Genomic DNA, 16,533 nt, shown 5'->3' with positions numbered 1-16,533 from the left:
GCATTGGCAGGACTCTGACGGGGGGCTTGTTTGTCGATGCGGGTTCAGGGGTGCGCCAGCAACTCGGTCAGTTCGCTGACCTGAGCGATTTCGCGCATGTCTTCCGGCATCGCGCGGATGCTGACGGCCTTGCCGGCCGCCCGGGCATCGCGCATGAAGCACAGCAGCAAGGACAAGCCGACGCTGCTGGACTTCTTCACTGCCGAACAATCAATCACCAGCGATGCCGCCTTGCTGGACTTGATCAGCGCCTGGCCTTCCTTGCGCAGGTCGGGGCCTGTGCGATAGTCCAGCACTCCGCTGAGCAATAGCTCGTCGACATCACTCATACGAACTGCCGCCTCATTCATTGCGCTGGCTTCTCGGCAGCTTTCTCGGTGGTTTCCTTGGCCTTGGCCACTTCGCCAGCCCAATTGTTGATGGTCTTGTCCAGATCGTTGCCATTGCGCTGCATCGCATCCGCGAACTGATCACGGAACAGCTTGCCAATGTTGATGCCGTTAATGATCACGTTGCGCAGCTTCCACTCGCCGTTGATCTTCTCCAGCGTGTACTGCACCGGATAGATCGCGCCGTTGCTGCCCTTGACGGTCATGCCGACGCTGGTGCGATCGCCCGATTCATCCTTGGCCGGATCAACCGTGATGCCCTGATTGTTGTATTCGAGCAAGGCATTGCCGTAGAACTGGAACAGGCCTTTCTTGAAGTTTTCCTGGAAGGTCTGCATCTGCGCAGGCGTGGCCTTGCGCGAATACTTGACCGTCATGATGCTCTTGGAAATGCCCTCGGCATCCACTACCGGGCCGACGATGTTGTTCAACGCGGCATAGAAATCAGCCGGATCCTGCTTGTATTTCGCTTTGTTGGCCGACAGGTCGGCCAGCATCCGGTTCGTGGTGTCCTGAACCAGATCGTGCGCCGATTGCCCGGGCGCAGCGTTAGCCAGCAGTGGCAGTGTCGCGAGCAACACCAACAGGCCACGTCGCAAGGTAGAGATCATTCAAAAGCTCCTCATTTGGCGTCTTTGCTAACGGTATTGAGCAGGAATTTACCGATCAGGTCTTCCAGTACCAGAGACGACTGCGTGTCGTGGATGGTTCCACCATCCTTCAGACGAGTGTCCTCCCCACCCACGCTGATGCCGATGTACTTCTCGCCCAACAGGCCAGCGGTCAGGATAGACGCTGTGGAGTCGGTCGGCAGGTTGTCGACCTTTTTATCCACTTGCAGGGTGACCCGACCGGTGAAGCTGTCGCGATCCAGATCGATGGCCGTGACCTTGCCGATGGTTACACCGGCCATGGTCACTTTGGCTCTGACCGTCAAACCGGCGATATTGTCGAAGTAGGCATACAGCTTATAGGTGTCGGTGGTCGAGGTCGGAGACAGGCCACTGACCCGCAGCGCCAGCAGCAACAAGGCCAGGATCCCTGCCAGCAGGAACAGGCCGACACCGATTTCCAGGGTGCGGTTTTGCATCAGAAATCTCCAAACATCAAAGCGGTCAGAATAAAGTCCAGGCCGAGCACTGCCAGCGAGGCAAACACCACGGTCTTGGTGGTGGCACGACTGATCCCCTCGGAAGTGGGCTCACAGTCATAGCCTTGGAATACGGCAATCCAGGTCACTACAAAGGCAAAAACAATACTTTTGATCACGCCGTTGAGCACGTCGCTGGTGAAATTCACGCTGTTCTGCATGTTCGCCCAATAAGAGCCTTCATACACACCCAGCCAGTCGACAGCCACCCACGAACCACCCCAGATGCCTACCACGCTGAAAATCATCGCCAGCACCGGCAGGGAAATGAAACCGGCCCACAGGCGCGGAGCAATGATGTACTTGAGCGGGTCGACGCCGATCATTTCCAGGCTGGAAAGCTGTTCGGTGGACTTCATGTTGCCGATTTCGGCCGTCAGCGCCGAACCGGCACGCCCGGCAAACAGCAACGCCGTCACCACCGGACCCAACTCTCGCAACAAAGTCAGGGCAACCATCTGTCCCACTGCCTGCTCCGAACCGTAGCTCGACAGAATACTGAAGCCCTGCAGCGCCAGCACCATGCCGATGAAAATCCCCGAGACGACGATGATCACCAGCGACATCACGCCAACCGAATGCAGTTGCTTGACCAGCAGACCAAAACCGCCGCTGATGCCGCCACGACCGAGCAGGGCGTGAAACAGGAACAGGGTCGCGCGGCCAAACACCGCCACGGCGTCGATCGCCGTCTCGCCGAAGCGGCGGACGCGTTCTATCAATGAAATTCTGCGCATCAGCGCTTCCCCAGAAGATCTGCGCGGTAATCCGTCGCTGGAAAATGGTACGGCACCGGGCCATCGGGGTTGCCGGTCATGAACTGGCGAATACGCGGTTCATCCGAGTTCATCAATTCGTCCGGCGTGCCCTGTCCCAGCACCTGACCATCACCCACGACATAGATGTAGTCAGCGATGCTCGCGGTTTCGGCCAGGTCGTGGGAAACCACAATGCTGGTAATGCCCAGCGCATCGTTGAGCAGACGGATCAGACGCACCAGCACGCCCATGGCGATCGGATCCTGACCAACGAAAGGCTCGTCATACATGAGAATCTGCGGATCGAGCGCGATCGCCCGCGCCAGCGCCACGCGACGTTTCATGCCGCCCGACAGCTCGTCCGGCATCAACTCGATCGCGCCGCGCAGTCCAACCGCCTGCAATTTGAGCAGGACGATGTCGCGGATCATCTCGTCCGGTAATTGGGTATGAACCCGCAGGGGGAAAGCGACGTTCTCGAAGACATCGAGATCGGTGAACAGCGCGCCACTCTGAAACAGCACGCCCATGTGCTTTCGCGCATCGAACAGATCACTGCGCGACAGCGACGGCAGGTTCTGACCGTTGACCCAGACTTCCCCGCTGGAGGGACGTAATTGCGCGCCCATCAATCGCAGCAGCGTGGTCTTGCCACACCCGGAAGGCCCCATGATGCCGGTAACCTTGCCGCGCGGGATGCGAATATCGACGTTATTGAAAATGCTGCGCGCACCGCGCTTGAAGGAGACTCCCTTCAGCTCGACCGCGTAGGCGTTATCGGCACTCATCTAAACTCCTTGCGATGCAGCCTCTCACTCGGACGCCTGGCTTTCCGTAGAAAGCACATACCTCCCGGGCAGGCCGAACTGGCGGCGAACTATATCACTGCAAACGCCAAGCGCCCAAGGCCCATGCCCTTCCGCGTTCAACGATATGACAGGCCCGATGGCACTTTTTCAGGGTTTTGGTTGCCAGGAATGACAAAGCTCGACGAACTTGCGTGAGGCTTTTCAACATAACCGCTATAATCGCCGCCTTTTCATCGGGCTATACGATTTCTGACATGAGCCAATCCAGCGACCTGATTCAATCGGCACAACGCACCATCCGCCTCGAAGTGGAAGCCGTACAAGGCTTGTTGCCCCATATCGACGCCGATTTCGTACGCGCTTGCGAGATGATTCTGGCCAGCAAGGGCCGTGTGGTCGTGGTCGGCATGGGCAAATCCGGGCACGTCGGCAACAAGATTGCCGCGACCCTGGCCAGCACCGGCACCCCGGCATTTTTTGTTCATCCAGCCGAAGCCAGCCACGGCGACATGGGCATGATCACCCGCGATGACGTGATCCTTGCCCTCTCCAACTCCGGCTCGACCAACGAAATCGTCACCCTGCTGCCGTTGATCAAGCGCCTGGGCATCCGGTTGATCAGCCTGACCGGCAATCCACAGTCACCGCTGGCCAAGGCCGCCGAAGTCAATCTCAACGTTCACGTCGAGCACGAAGCCTGCCCGCTGAACCTGGCACCGACTTCCTCGACCACCGCTGCGCTGGTCATGGGCGATGCCCTGGCCGTGGCGCTGCTGGAAGCCCGGGGTTTTACCGCGGAAGATTTTGCTTTCTCCCACCCGGGCGGCGCCCTGGGTCGACGCCTGTTGCTGAAAGTGGAAAACGTCATGCACGCCGGCCAGGAGCTGCCGCAAGTGCAACGCGGTACCCTGCTCAAGGACGCGCTCATGGAAATGACCCGCAAGGGCCTGGGCATGACCGCGATCGTTGAAGCCGATGGCAAACTCGCCGGGATCTTCACCGACGGCGACTTGCGCCGCACCCTGGATCGCAGCATCGACATCCGCAGCGCCACCATCGACCAGGTCATGACCGCACACGGCAAGACCGCACGGCCGGAGATGCTCGCCGCCGAAGCGCTGAAAATCATGGAAGACCACCGAATCAACGCACTGGTGGTCGTGGACGAAGAAGATCGCCCGATCGGCGCCTTCAACCTCTCCGATCTGCTGCGTGCAGGAGTGATGTAATGACAACCGATCTGCTGCAACGCGGCAAAGCGATCAAACTGGCGGTGTTCGACGTCGATGGCGTCCTCACCGACGGGCGCCTGTACTTCCTCGAAGACGGCAGCGAATTCAAGACCTTCAACACCCTCGACGGCCAGGGCATCAAGATGCTGATGAATGCCGGCGTAGAAACCGCCATCATCAGCGGCCGCAAGACGCCGGTGGTCGAGCGCCGGGCGAAGAACCTCGGCATCCCGCACCTGTTTCAGGGCCGCGAAGACAAATTGGTGGTTCTGGACGGCCTATTGGCGCAACTGGGCCTAAGCTATGAACAGGTCGCCTACCTCGGTGACGACCTGCCTGACCTGCCGGTGATCCGCCGCGTAGGCTTGGGCATGGCCGTGGCCAATGCTGCCGACTTCGTGCGCGAACACGCCCATGGCGTGACCCGGGCCCGCGGTGGCGAAGGTGCCGCCCGAGAGTTCTGCGAATTGATCCTGCGCGCCCAGGGCCGCCTCGATGCGGCCAACGCCGCGTACCTGTGAGCCAAACCATGTTTAGCAAAAAATTTCGCAACTTCCTGTTGTTCGGCTGTATCGCTGCCCTGTTTGCAGCGGTCGGCTACTGGAACATCAGCCCTGAACGGTTCCTCGACAAGCCTGTGACCAAGGTCGAAGACACCGCCATCGACTGGTACGCCACGAACACGCATACCCTGCAATACCTTCCGGACGGCAAGGTGCAGTACGAAATGACGTCGGACAAGGCCGAGCATCTGAAAGCGACGGATGTGACACTGGTCACCAAACCCGACCTCAACATGTTCCGCGGCACAGACTTTCCATGGCACGTGACCAGCGAGCGTGGCGAAGTGAACCCGGACGGAACCCAGGTAGAACTGATCGACTCGGTACGCATCAAGCGCACCGATGAAAAGAACCGCGACACCCTGATCACCAGCACCCGCATGACGGTGTTCCCTCAGCAGCAATATGCGCAGACCGAGCAACCCGTTAGAATCGACGGCGCTGGCGGTGTATCGACTGGCGTGGGAATGAAGGCGTATTTGAAGGAAAGCAGGATACACCTGCAATCGAACGTAAGAGGACAGTATGAGGCTCGTTAAAACCCTCCCTATTTTGCTCAGTCTGGGCGCAGCACTGGGAAGCGTGAGCGCCTGGGCTCTGCCGAACGATCAGCAGCAACCTATCCGCATTCAGGCCGACGACGCCCAACTGGACGACAAGAATGGCATCGCCACCTATAAAGGTGACGTGATCATCACCCAGGGTTCGATGATCGTTAAGGGCAATACGGTGACCATCACCCGCACCCCGACCGGCGACATCGACGTGGTGACCTCGGTGGGTAACCTTGCCTACTTCGAGCAGTTGCAAACCCAGGGTGACACCAAGCCTGTACAGGGCTGGGGCGTGACGATCCAGTATCACGCCGCGCAAAACCGCGTCGTGCTGATCGACAAGGCCAAGGTTGTCGACAAGGACAACAACACCACCCAGGGCGAGAAAATCGTCTATGACACGGTGAGAAAACTGGCCAGCGCCGGTCGCGCTACCGGCAACAAGGTCACCGAGACGCGTCCGCGCATCGACATGGTGATCCAGCCGAAGAAGAAAACCGACGAGAAAACCCAGTAATGGCAACTCTGAAAGCTCAGCACCTGGCCAAGGCCTATAAAAGCCGCCAGGTCGTGCGTGACGTCAGCCTGTCGATCGACAGCGGCCAGATCGTCGGCCTGCTCGGCCCGAACGGCGCCGGCAAGACCACCTGCTTCTACATGATCGTCGGCCTGGTGCAGGCCGATCAGGGCCGCGTACTGATCGACGATCTGGACGTCAGCCACCAGCCGATGCACGGTCGCGCCAAGGCCGGTATCGGCTATCTGCCGCAAGAAGCATCGATCTTCCGCAAACTGTCGGTGGCCGACAACATCATGGCCATCCTCGAGACCCGTCAGGAGCTCGACAAGGCCGGTCGTCGCAAGGAGCTGGAAAGCCTGCTGCAGGAGTTCCATATCAGCCACATCCGCGACAACCTCGGCATGAGCCTGTCCGGTGGTGAACGCCGTCGGGTGGAAATCGCCCGCGCCCTGGCGACCGCCCCGAAATTCATCCTGCTCGACGAACCGTTCGCCGGTGTCGACCCGATCTCGGTCGGCGACATCAAGCAGATCATCCATCACCTCAAGGCCAAGGGCATCGGTGTACTGATCACCGACCATAACGTGCGTGAGACGCTGGATATCTGCGAGACCGCCTACATCGTCAACGACGGTCAACTGATCGCTGAAGGCGATGCGGCAACCATCCTTGCCAACGACCTGGTGAAGGAAGTGTACCTGGGCCACGAGTTCCGCCTCTAAAGCGCGAGCGCATTCGGCCAGCCGTCCGGGTGCTGTAACGTTGAAGCGCTTTTTTTATACGCTTTATTGTTACAGCGCTCTAGGCAAACACGACAGTTTCAGGCATATAATTTGCTTAAGTTTGGCGCTTCGGCGCCCTGTAGTGGATGGCGCATGCGCGCCGGCGAATAAGGTGTTAAGCCCCTGCCATGAAACCATCGCTAGTCTTGAGAATGGGCCAGCAGCTGACGATGACACCGCAGCTGCAACAGGCCATCCGCCTGCTCCAATTGTCGACCCTGGATCTGCAACAGGAAATCCAGGAGGCCCTGGAATCCAATCCGATGCTCGAGCGCCAGGAAGAAGGCGACGACTTCGACAACTCCGATCCATTGGCCGACAACGCCGAACAAAAACCCAACACCGAGATTCAGGAACCCTCCTATCAGGAAACCGCCCCGACGGTGGACAACCTGGAGGAAGGCGAATGGAACGAGCGCATTCCTAACGAATTGCCCGTCGATACCGCCTGGGAAGACGTCTACCAGACCAGCGCCAGCAGCCTGCCCAGCAGCGATGACGACGAGTGGGATTTCACCACCCGCACCTCCGCCGGGGAAAGCCTGCAAAGCCATCTGCTGTGGCAACTGAACCTGGCGCCGATGTCCGACACCGACCGCCTGATCGCCGTGACCCTGATCGATTGCATCAACAATCAGGGTTATCTCGACGAAACCCTCGAAGAAATTCTCGACGCCTTTGATCCGGAACTCGACATCGAGCTGGACGAGATCGAAGCCGTCCTGCACCGCATCCAGCAATTCGAACCCGCCGGCATCGGCGCGCGCAACCTCGGTGAATGCCTGTTGCTGCAACTGCGTCAGCTCCCGGCCAAGACTCCTTGGCTGAACGAAGCCAAGCGTCTGGTCAGCGATTACATCGATCCGCTTGGCAGTCGCGACTACAGCCAGCTGATGCGACGCATGAAGCTCAAGGAAGACGAGCTGCGTCAGGTCATCGAGCTGGTGCAGAGCCTCAATCCGCGCCCGGGTTCACAGATCGAATCCACCGAAGCCGAGTACGTGGTGCCCGACGTGATTGTGCGCAAGGACAACGAACGCTGGCTGGTCGAGCTGAATCAGGAGTCGGTGCCTCGTCTGCGGGTCAATGCGCAGTACGCCGGGTTCGTGCGGCGCGCCGACACCAGCGCCGACAACACCTTCATGCGCAATCAGTTGCAGGAAGCGCGCTGGTTCATCAAGAGCCTGCAAAGCCGCAATGAAACCCTGATGAAGGTGGCCACCCAGATCGTCGAGCACCAACGTGGCTTCCTGGAATACGGCGACGAAGCCATGAAACCGTTGGTCCTGCATGACATCGCCGAGGCGGTCGGCATGCACGAATCGACGATTTCCCGGGTCACCACGCAGAAATTCATGCATACCCCTCGGGGCATTTATGAACTGAAATATTTTTTCTCCAGCCACGTCAGCACCTCTGAAGGCGGCGAATGCTCTTCCACGGCGATCCGCGCGATCATCAAAAAACTGGTCGCGGCGGAAAATCAGAAAAAGCCATTGAGTGACAGCAAGATCGCTGGTTTACTGGAGGCACAAGGCATTCAGGTGGCTCGCCGCACCGTCGCCAAGTACCGTGAATCCCTCGGGATCGCGCCTTCGAGCGAACGCAAGCGGTTGATGTAAGCCACGTTACAGCGTTCCAGTGGCAGGCTATCCGGCCTGCCGCTTTATGCACTGGCAACGAAGGAGAAGCTGTATGCAAGTCAACATCAGTGGACACCAACTGGAAGTGACCGAACCTCTGCGCACCTACATCAACGAGAAACTCGAACGATTGGAGCGCCATTTCGACAAGATCACCAACGTGCAGGTCACGATGTGCGTCGAGAAGCTGAAGCAGAAAATCGAAGCCACCTTGCATATTCCCGGCAGCGAAGTGGTCGCCAACGCAGAAGATACCGACATGTATGCTGCGATCGACTCACTGACCGACAAGCTGGATCGCCAACTCAAAAAGCATAAGGAAAAGACCCAGAGCCTCCTTCAGGGCGCAACCGGTCGTTAACACTCCCAACCCATGATCCGACTTGAAAGTATCCTGACCCCCGGCCGTTCCCTGGTGAACGTGCCGGGCGGCAGTAAAAAGAAAGCCCTCGAACAGATTGCCAACCTCATCCATAAAGAAGTGCCGGATCTGGCCATGCAGGATGTGTTCGATGCGCTGATCGCCCGTGAGAAACTCGGTTCCACCGGTTTCGGCAACGGCATCGCCATTCCCCACTGTCGCCTCAAAGGCTGCGAAGCGCCTATCAGCGCATTGATGCACCTTGATGCCCCCATTGATTTCGATGCCATCGACGGCGCTCCGGTTGACTTGCTGTTTGTCCTGCTGGTCCCGGAAGCGGCCACCGATGCTCACCTGGAATTACTGCGCCAGATCGCCAGCATGCTTGATCGCAAGGAAGTGCGCGAAAAACTGCGCAGCGCACCGAGTAACGAAGCCTTGTATCAGGTCGTCCTGAGCGAGCAGAACGGTCATTAATCATGCGTTTGATCATCGTCAGCGGCCGCTCCGGCTCGGGTAAAAGTACTGCCCTGGATGTCCTTGAGGACAACGGCTACTACTGCATCGACAACCTGCCGGCCGGCTTGCTGCCGGAACTCGCCGAACGCGCCCTGATTCATACGGAGCTGGCCCAGCCGCTGGTGGCCGTGTCGATCGATGCACGCAATCTGCCGAGCCACCTGTCGCGTTTCCCCGAACTGCTTGAAGAAGTCCGCGCCCGCCACATCCAGTGCGATGTGCTGTATCTGGATGCTGACGAAGAAACCCTGCTCAAGCGCTTCTCGGAAACCCGCCGACGCCATCCGCTGAGCACTGCCAACCGCTCGCTGGCCGAAGCGATCAACGACGAAACTGCCCTGCTCGGCCCGATTGCCGACCTGGCCGACCTCAAGGTCAACACCACCAACCTGAATCTGTACCAACTGCGTGACACCATCAAGTTGCGCCTGCTGAACCAGCCGGAGCCGGGCACGGCGTTTCTGGTCGAGTCGTTCGGCTTCAAGCGCGGCATGCCGGTGGATGCGGATCTGGTATTCGATGTGCGCTGCCTGCCCAACCCGTACTGGAAGCCGGAGCTACGCGCCCAATCGGGTCTCGATGCACCAGTCGCCGAATACCTGGCGGCGCAGCCGGAAGTCGAGGAGATGTATCAGGATATCTTCGGCTATCTGAATAAATGGCTGCCACGCTTTGCGGCGAGCAACCGCGCCTACGTCACCATTGCCATTGGCTGCACAGGTGGGCATCACCGCTCCGTTTACCTGACCGAACGCCTGGGTCAGGCCCTGCAGAAAACCCTGAAGAACGTCCAGGTTCGCCACCGCGACCTCACTTAAAGGATTCACACCGCGATGCCTGCTCTGGAAATCGAAATCATCAATAAACTGGGCCTGCATGCCCGAGCTTCGGCCAAGTTCGTCGGGGTGGCGGGTCAGTTCCCGGATTGCACGATCAGAGTGGGTCGTACACCAGAAACAACCGTGGACGGTAAAAGCATCATGGCGATGATGATGCTGGCTGCCGGCAAGGGCACGAAGATCTATCTGAGTACCGAAGGCCATCAGGAAAAAGAAGCGCTGGATGCGCTGGTGGCGTTGATCAACAACTACTTCGATGAGGGTGGTTGATCGTTAAAGATCAAAAGATCAAAAGATCGCAGCCTGCGGCAGCTCCTACAGTGAACGCATTCCAATGCAGGAGCTGCCGCAGGCTGCGATCTTTTGATATTCAGCCCAATGCGGTATCCATCACCATCATCAGACAAAACCCGATCAGCAAGCCAAGACTGGCCAGCTTGTCATGACCATTGCGTCGCGACTCGGGGATCACCTCATGCGTCACTACCAGCAACATCGCTCCCGCGGCCAGCGCCAGCCCCAACGGCAACAACAACTCTGCCAGGCTGACCAGCCACGCACAGAGCAGCGCAAACACCGGCTCGACCAGCCCTGACGCCGCACCGATCAAAAACGCCTTGACCCGCGACATCCCGGCCCCGGCCAACACCAGCGCAATCACTAACCCCTCTGGCACATCCTGCAAGGCGATGCCCATCGCCAGGCTGTCGGCATCCGGCATGCCGCCGCCAGCAGACACCCCCACCGCCATGCCTTCCGGGATGTTGTGGGCAATGATGGCGAAGACAAACAACCAGATCCTTGGCGGGATCACCGGGCGCTCAGAGGTACCGACGAGCATTTCCGGTGAGGCGCCGGACAGTTTCAGGTCCGCCAGATACAGACCGAATGCACCGAGCATGATGCCGAAGCAGATCAACCCGCTGGCAGCCCACGGTGTCAGGCCCAGACTTTCAGCAGCAGCGATACCTGGCACGATCAGCGAAAACGCAGTCGCCGCCAGCATCACGCCGGCACCAAAACCCAGCAGCGTATCGCTGAGCCTCTGCGGCATGCGCCGGATCACCAGCACCGGCACCGCGCCGAGCGCCGTGCCGAGGGCGCAAATCGCGCCACCCTGCAAGGCCCGCGACAGTTTCGGCTGCAGATCCAGCCACTCCAGCCCATGCGCCGCCAGCAAAGTCATGCCCGCCAGCAGCAACAGCGACCCGATCGCGTAACGAAACATGCGTCCACCGCCAGCCGCCAGTGTTTCAGTGCTCATAGTCAGCCTTGGATTGTTTTTATGGATGACTTAAAACCAGAGCAGCCTGATAACGCGCGGCAACTTCAGGCCAATTGATCACGTTGTAGAACGCGTTGATGTATTCCGGGCGACGGTTTTGGTAACGCAGGTAGTAGGCGTGTTCCCAGACGTCCAGACCGAGAATCGGCGTGTTGCCGTTCATCAACGGGCTGTCCTGATTGCCGCTACTTTCCACGACCAGTTCTTTTTCCGGGGTCACGCTGAGCCAGGCCCAGCCACTGCCGAAACGGGTCAGCGCGGCTTTGGTGAAGGCCTCCTTGAAGCTGTCGAGACCGCCCAGTTGCTCCTCGATTGCCTTGGCCAGTGCACCGTCAGGCTTGCCGCCACCGTTGGGCACCATGACTTCCCAGAACAGCGAATGGTTGGCATGCCCGCCACCCTGATTGATCACGGCCGCACGGAGTTTTTCCGGCAACTGCTGGACGCTGGCGACCAGTTTTTCCACCGGCCACTCGGCGTACTCAGTGCCTTCGACGGCAGCGTTGAGGTTGTTGATGTAGGTCTGGTGGTGCTTGGTGTAGTGAATCTCCATGGTTTGCGCATCGATGTGCGGTTCCAGGGCGTCGTAGGCGTACGGCAAGGCAGGCAAGGTAAAAGCCATTTCAGTGGACTCCATGGTGATGTGAGGCTGACGCGCGGCGTGCATTGCCGGTGTCCGGGTGCAGCAGGCGCTGGGTGCGCGGGTATTCGCCGTGTTCGCCGATGAAATTCAGCAGCTCGACGTAGGTCTTGCTGCTCTGGCGCAACGCCGCTTCCCGCAGGGCCGGGCGCAGGCGCTCGTCCTGCATGGTCTGCAATAACCGTTGATGAATCGCGCAGAGGTACTCGGCGCTCTCCTCCGGCTGGTTCAGGCGCAGGTGCAGATCCGCCAGGTTGTGGTGGGAGATGACGCAGGCCGCCACTGCTTCGTCGGCGTCCGCCCAGCGTTCGAACAGCACTTGCGCCAAGGCCAGGGCTTGCAGGTAAGCCTCACGGGCATCAATCAGTTCGCCGAGCATGAAGCAGCGATTGGCCCGTTCGATCGTGCGTTTCCAGTGCTCCATGGTGAACCTCCAAAGCAGTTGCGGGATTTACACGCCGCCGGCAGTGAGTTTCTCGGGGTTGAGTAACTCTTCCAGTTGGCTGCGCGACAGGTCGGTTTGCTCCAGCGCGACGTCAATCACCGGACGACCCTGTTTGTAGGCCTGCTTGGCGATTTCCGCGGCTTTCTGGTAACCGATGATCGGGTTGAGCGCGGTGACCAGAATCGGGTTGCGCGACAGCGCTTCCTTGAGCCGCGACTCGTTGACCTTGAAGCTGGCGATGGCTTTGTCGCCGAGCAGACGGCTGGCATTGGCCAGCAGTTCGATGCTGCTCAACAGGTTCTGGGCGATGATCGGCAGCATCACGTTCAGCTCGAAGTTGCCCGACTGGCCGGCGATGGTGATCACCGAATCGTTGCCGATGACTTGCGCGGCGACCATCGCGGTGGCTTCCGGGATCACCGGATTGACCTTGCCCGGCATGATCGACGACCCCGGCTGCAAAGCTTCCAGCTCGATTTCGCCGAGACCGGCGAGCGGGCCGGAGTTCATCCAGCGCAAGTCGTTGGCGATTTTCATCAGCGACACGGCAATGGCCTTGAGTTGGCCAGAGACGGCGACGGCGGTGTCCTGCGAGCCGATCAGGGCGAACAGATCCTTGCCCGGAGTGAATTGCACATGGGTCAGCTGGCTTAATTGGCGGCTGAAACGCGCGGCGAATTCCGGGTGCGCATTGATCCCGGTGCCGACGGCCGTGCCACCCTGCGCCAGCGATTGCAGGCTCGGCAGCAGATCCTGCAGGTGGGCGATGTTGGCCTTGAGTTGCTGCGCCCAACCGTTGAGCACCTGACTCATGCGCACCGGCATCGCATCCATCAGGTGCGTGCGGCCGGTTTTAACGTGGTGATGCACTTGCACGGCTTTGTTTTCGATGACCTGCACCAGATGCAGCAACGCCGGCAGGAGTTGTTCGTGCAACGCCAGGGCAGCGCTGACGTGAATGGTGGTCGGGATGATGTCGTTGCTGCTCTGGCCGCAGTTGACGTGATCGTTCGGGTTGACCGGCTCGCCGAGCAGGCGACTGGCGAGGGTTGCGATCACTTCATTGGCGTTCATGTTGGAACTGGTGCCGGAGCCGGTCTGGAAGATATCCACCGGAAAATGCTGCATGAAATCGCCTTCGAGCAGGCCTTGCGCGGCGTCGCTGATGGCCTTGCCTTGCGAGGCGCTGAGCTGGTTGAGTTCAACGTTGGCCCGCGCGGCGGCGGCTTTGGCGAGGATCAGCGCACGGATGAACTGCGTTGGCATCGGTTTGCCGCTGATCGGGAAGTTATCCACTGCGCGCTGGGTCTGCGCGCCGTAGAGAGCGTCCACCGGCACCCGCAGTTCGCCCATGCTGTCGCGCTCAATACGAGTCTTGGTCATCTGAAAATCCTTGGACTGATTCAATGAGAGGAATCGAAGGTTGCAACTCGCAGGTCGCCAGTTGCCAGGTGTAGCGCTGCCAACGCTGGAGTCGGCAGTTGCACAGCGACAGGCGCTCCATTTCACGCAGCGGGCGCCAGGCTTGATCGAGACACAAGCTGCGCCAATGCCATGGCAACGCGATGTCGGTGGCTGTGTCGAGCAGCAAGCGGAAGGAGGTTTCAGCGATGGTCCACGGGGAAGTCGCCGTGCAGCAGGCCAGATAACGGCCCTCGGCCAGGTAATGTTCGATCAGGCGCGGTTCGTCGGGGTCCATCGCGCAACGGATCTGGCGACTCATCCAGCGCCAGCTTTCGAGGTATGGCTGCTCGTGCAAGGCAGAACTCATGATCCGGGACTCGTTCGGAGATGAGATTAATTATTAGATGATAATGAGAACCAAAACAAGAGTGCCTTTGTAGGAGCTGCCGCAGGCTGCGATCTTTTGATTTTGCTTTCACACACAAGATCAAGAGATCGCAGCCTACGGCAGCTCCTACAGGGCGGACATGAAAAAGGCGCGCCATCCGGATGGATGGCGCGCCTTTTTTGTGAAGATGGGAGCTTAGCTGCCCGCCACCGTCATCCGCTCAATCAACACAGAGCCCGTGCGAATATTGCTGCGCAGCTCCAGATCATTACCGACGGCGACGATCTGCTTGAACATGTCACGCATGTTGCCGGCGATGGTCACTTCCTGCACCGCGAACTGGATTTCGCCGTTCTCGACCCAGAAACCCGCCGCACCACGCGAATAATCGCCAGTGACCATGTTCAAGCCATGCCCCATCAACTCGGTAACCAGCAGCCCACGGCCCATACGACGCAGCAGCGCTGCCTGATCTTCATCACCATGCGTCACGAACAGGTTATGCACGCCCCCCGCGTTGGCGGTGCTTGGCATGCCGAGTTTGCGCCCGGAGTACGTGCCGAGGATGTACGAAACCAACTCGCCCTTCTCGACGAACGGTTTGGCGTAGGTGGCCAGACCATCACCGTCGTAGGACGCACTGCCCATGGCGCGCATCAGATGTGGACGCTCATCGATGGTCAGCCATTCCGGAAACAGCTTCTGCCCCAGCGTGCCTTCGAGGAACGACGATTTGCGATACAGACTGCCGCCAGACACCGCCGACAGGAAGCTGCCGAACAACCCGCCCGCCAGCTCGGCGGAAAACAGCACCGGCACTTCGCAGGTCGGCACCGGACGCGCGCCCAGACGACTCGCGGCCCGTTGCGCGGCACGCTGGCCGATGCTCACCGGATCCGCCAGCAGGCTGCCCTGACGATTGACGTCATACCAGTAATCGCGCTGCATCTGGCCATCAGCTTCGGCGATCATCACGCAGCTCAGGCTGTGCCGGGTCGACGCGTAGCCGCCGATGAAACCGTGGCTGTTGCCATACACACGGCAGCCCTGATGGGTGCTGAGGGTGGTGCCGTCGGCGTTCTTGATTCGCGCATCGGCGTCGAACGCCGCCGCTTCACAGAGCAACGCCTTCTCGATCGCCTGCTCCGGGGTGATGTCCCATTCGTGGAACAGGTCGAAATCCTGCACCTCCCTGGCCATCAACGCGGCATCGGCGAGGCCCGAGGCTTCGTCTTCAGAGGTGTGTTTGGCGATCGCCAGTGCGGCAGCAACGGTTTCACGAATCGCATCCGGCCCGGTGGCGGAGGTGCTGGCCGAGCCTTTGCGCTGGCCGACGTACAGGGTGATGCCAAAGCCCTGGTCGCGATTGAACTCGACCGTCTCGACCTCACGCTGGCGCACCGAGGTCGACAAACCCTGCTCCAGCGACACCGCGACTTCGCAGGCACTGGCGCCCTGACGCTTGGCTTCGGCGATGATCTGCTCGACCTGTTCCTGCAGTGCCGGCAATGCTTGCGGGCCGACGCTTTGAACTGCACTCATGCTCATCTCCACTCAAATTCTGCTTTCGGCTGGGGTCATCGAGCGACCGGGCCGGACAAGCGGCCCCCGACTGGTTATCATGGCGGCGTTTCTTTGCGGACTGCCACCATGGTTGATTCTTACGACGACTCCCTCGATACGGGAGAAAAAAGCAAATCTCAGGTCAAACGCGAGCTGCATGCTCTGGTTGACCTTGGCGAGCGCCTTACAACACTCAAGCCCGACTTGCAGGCAAAACTGCCATTGACCGACGCTCTGCGCCGGGCCCTGGCCGATGCGCCGAAGCACACCGCGAACATCGCGCGTAAACGGCACCTGCAGTTCATCGGCAAACTGATGCGCGATCAGGACACTGACGCGATTCTGGTCCTGCTCGATCAACTCGATGCCTCCACCCGTCAGTACAACGAGCGTTTCCACAACCTCGAACGCTGGCGTGACCGGCTGATCGCCGGTGACGATGCCGTGCTGGAGAAATTCGTCGTCGAATACCCCGATGCCGATCGCCAGCAACTGCGTTCGCTGATCCGTCAGGCTCAGCACGAGGTTGCACACAACAAACCTCCTGCTTCCAGCCGCAAGATCTTCAAGTACATCCGTGAGCTGGACGATACGCAACGCGGTCTGCGTTGAGATTCGCCCCTGTAGGAGCTGCCGCAGGCTGCGATCTTTTGATCTTGTAAAAACAAAGATCGCAGCCTGCGGCAGCT

Annotated in this window: 22 protein-coding genes; 11 read left to right on the top strand and 11 right to left on the bottom strand. The window is 59.6% G+C overall.

Features of this window, described 5'->3' with window-relative positions; genetic code table 11:
- Positions 1-44: 44 nt before the first annotated feature.
- The 5 genes from HXW87_RS08370 to HXW87_RS08350 are packed head-to-tail and all read right to left on the bottom strand — an operon-like array spanning position 45 to position 3,085.
- Positions 45-350, bottom strand: a complete 306-nt coding sequence (locus HXW87_RS08370) for an STAS domain-containing protein (RefSeq protein WP_041072857.1) — start codon at positions 348-350, stop codon at positions 45-47.
- A complete protein-coding gene (locus HXW87_RS08365; RefSeq protein ID WP_041072855.1) occupies positions 347-1,000 on the bottom strand; it encodes an ABC transporter substrate-binding protein in 654 nt (217 codons plus the stop codon). The genes HXW87_RS08370 and HXW87_RS08365 overlap by 4 nt, the downstream gene beginning before the upstream one ends.
- Before the next feature lie 11 nt (positions 1,001-1,011).
- Positions 1,012-1,479: an outer membrane lipid asymmetry maintenance protein MlaD gene (gene mlaD, locus HXW87_RS08360; RefSeq protein ID WP_007967220.1), complete on the bottom strand. Its 468-nt coding sequence runs from the start codon at positions 1,477-1,479 to the stop codon at positions 1,012-1,014.
- On the bottom strand, positions 1,479-2,276 hold the full coding sequence (mlaE, locus tag HXW87_RS08355) for a lipid asymmetry maintenance ABC transporter permease subunit MlaE (RefSeq protein ID WP_025109452.1): 798 nt from the start codon (positions 2,274-2,276) through the stop codon (positions 1,479-1,481). Before mlaE ends, mlaD begins: the two co-directional genes overlap by 1 nt.
- Complete coding sequence (locus tag HXW87_RS08350; RefSeq protein ID WP_047291316.1) at positions 2,276-3,085, bottom strand: ATP-binding cassette domain-containing protein; 810 nt, start codon at positions 3,083-3,085, stop codon at positions 2,276-2,278. Before HXW87_RS08350 ends, mlaE begins: the two co-directional genes overlap by 1 nt.
- Positions 3,086-3,360: 275 nt before the next feature.
- Here HXW87_RS08350 and HXW87_RS08345 point away from each other — a divergent pair, with 275 nt between their 5' ends.
- The 10 genes from HXW87_RS08345 (at position 3,361) to HXW87_RS08300 (ending at position 10,389) form a co-directional block, all read left to right on the top strand.
- On the top strand, positions 3,361-4,335 hold the full coding sequence (locus HXW87_RS08345) for a KpsF/GutQ family sugar-phosphate isomerase (protein ID WP_239778743.1): 975 nt from the start codon (positions 3,361-3,363) through the stop codon (positions 4,333-4,335).
- Positions 4,335-4,859, top strand: a complete 525-nt coding sequence (locus tag HXW87_RS08340) for an HAD family hydrolase (protein ID WP_007967216.1) — start codon at positions 4,335-4,337, stop codon at positions 4,857-4,859. The genes HXW87_RS08345 and HXW87_RS08340 overlap by 1 nt, the downstream gene beginning before the upstream one ends.
- Before the next feature lie 8 nt (positions 4,860-4,867).
- Entirely contained in the window at positions 4,868-5,440 is a 573-nt protein-coding gene (gene lptC, locus HXW87_RS08335; protein ID WP_041072852.1) for an LPS export ABC transporter periplasmic protein LptC, read from the top strand.
- Positions 5,427-5,972, top strand: coding sequence for a lipopolysaccharide transport periplasmic protein LptA (lptA, locus tag HXW87_RS08330; protein ID WP_025109456.1), 546 nt, complete (start codon positions 5,427-5,429; stop codon positions 5,970-5,972). Before lptC ends, lptA begins: the two co-directional genes overlap by 14 nt.
- Positions 5,972-6,697 (top strand): LPS export ABC transporter ATP-binding protein, encoded by a 726-nt coding sequence (lptB, locus tag HXW87_RS08325; RefSeq protein ID WP_041072850.1) that lies wholly within the window; start codon positions 5,972-5,974, stop codon positions 6,695-6,697. The genes lptA and lptB overlap by 1 nt, the downstream gene beginning before the upstream one ends.
- A 188-nt stretch (positions 6,698-6,885) precedes the next feature.
- Positions 6,886-8,379, top strand: a complete 1,494-nt coding sequence (locus tag HXW87_RS08320) for an RNA polymerase factor sigma-54 (RefSeq protein ID WP_239778742.1) — start codon at positions 6,886-6,888, stop codon at positions 8,377-8,379.
- A 73-nt stretch (positions 8,380-8,452) separates the two neighbouring features.
- The gene (gene raiA / locus HXW87_RS08315) at positions 8,453-8,761 is read left to right on the top strand and encodes a ribosome-associated translation inhibitor RaiA (protein ID WP_025109458.1); all 309 of its coding nucleotides are present in this window, start codon (positions 8,453-8,455) and stop codon (positions 8,759-8,761) included.
- A gap of 12 nt (positions 8,762-8,773) precedes the next feature.
- Complete coding sequence (gene ptsN, locus HXW87_RS08310; protein WP_041072845.1) at positions 8,774-9,238, top strand: PTS IIA-like nitrogen regulatory protein PtsN; 465 nt, start codon at positions 8,774-8,776, stop codon at positions 9,236-9,238.
- A 2-nt stretch (positions 9,239-9,240) separates the two neighbouring features.
- On the top strand, positions 9,241-10,098 hold the full coding sequence (gene rapZ, locus HXW87_RS08305; RefSeq protein ID WP_047291309.1) for an RNase adapter RapZ: 858 nt from the start codon (positions 9,241-9,243) through the stop codon (positions 10,096-10,098).
- Between the two features lie 15 nt (positions 10,099-10,113).
- Complete coding sequence (locus HXW87_RS08300) at positions 10,114-10,389, top strand: HPr family phosphocarrier protein (protein ID WP_047291306.1); 276 nt, start codon at positions 10,114-10,116, stop codon at positions 10,387-10,389.
- Positions 10,390-10,489: 100 nt separating this feature from the next.
- Here the strand turns inward: HXW87_RS08300 and HXW87_RS08295 are convergent, their stop codons facing one another.
- The 6 genes from HXW87_RS08295 to pmbA form a co-directional block, all read right to left on the bottom strand.
- The gene (locus tag HXW87_RS08295) at positions 10,490-11,383 is read right to left on the bottom strand and encodes a ZIP family metal transporter (RefSeq protein WP_239778741.1); all 894 of its coding nucleotides are present in this window, start codon (positions 11,381-11,383) and stop codon (positions 10,490-10,492) included.
- 19 nt (positions 11,384-11,402) lie between these two features.
- A complete protein-coding gene (locus tag HXW87_RS08290) occupies positions 11,403-12,026 on the bottom strand; it encodes a superoxide dismutase (RefSeq protein ID WP_047291301.1) in 624 nt (207 codons plus the stop codon).
- 1 nt (position 12,027) lies between these two features.
- On the bottom strand, positions 12,028-12,468 hold the full coding sequence (locus HXW87_RS08285) for a hypothetical protein (protein ID WP_239778740.1): 441 nt from the start codon (positions 12,466-12,468) through the stop codon (positions 12,028-12,030).
- A 27-nt stretch (positions 12,469-12,495) separates the two neighbouring features.
- The gene (locus HXW87_RS08280; RefSeq protein ID WP_239778739.1) at positions 12,496-13,872 is read right to left on the bottom strand and encodes a class II fumarate hydratase; all 1,377 of its coding nucleotides are present in this window, start codon (positions 13,870-13,872) and stop codon (positions 12,496-12,498) included.
- A complete protein-coding gene (locus HXW87_RS08275) occupies positions 13,853-14,260 on the bottom strand; it encodes a hypothetical protein (RefSeq protein WP_047291295.1) in 408 nt (135 codons plus the stop codon). The genes HXW87_RS08280 and HXW87_RS08275 overlap by 20 nt, the downstream gene beginning before the upstream one ends.
- Positions 14,261-14,476: 216 nt before the next feature.
- Positions 14,477-15,829 (bottom strand): metalloprotease PmbA, encoded by a 1,353-nt coding sequence (gene pmbA, locus HXW87_RS08270; RefSeq protein WP_239778738.1) that lies wholly within the window; start codon positions 15,827-15,829, stop codon positions 14,477-14,479.
- Positions 15,830-15,931: 102 nt separating this feature from the next.
- On the opposite strand from pmbA, the gene yjgA reads away from it, so the two are divergent.
- Positions 15,932-16,456, top strand: a complete 525-nt coding sequence (yjgA, locus tag HXW87_RS08265) for a ribosome biogenesis factor YjgA (RefSeq protein ID WP_007961589.1) — start codon at positions 15,932-15,934, stop codon at positions 16,454-16,456.
- Positions 16,457-16,533: the final 77 nt, after the last annotated feature.

The sequence above is a fragment of the Pseudomonas sp. Y5-11 genome, from assembly GCF_022368695.1.
GTDB classification, from domain to species: Bacteria; Pseudomonadota; Gammaproteobacteria; order Pseudomonadales; family Pseudomonadaceae; genus Aquipseudomonas; species Aquipseudomonas parakoreensis.
Note: the sequence above shows the minus strand (reverse complement) of the source record. Positions and strands in the feature narration are given on the sequence as shown.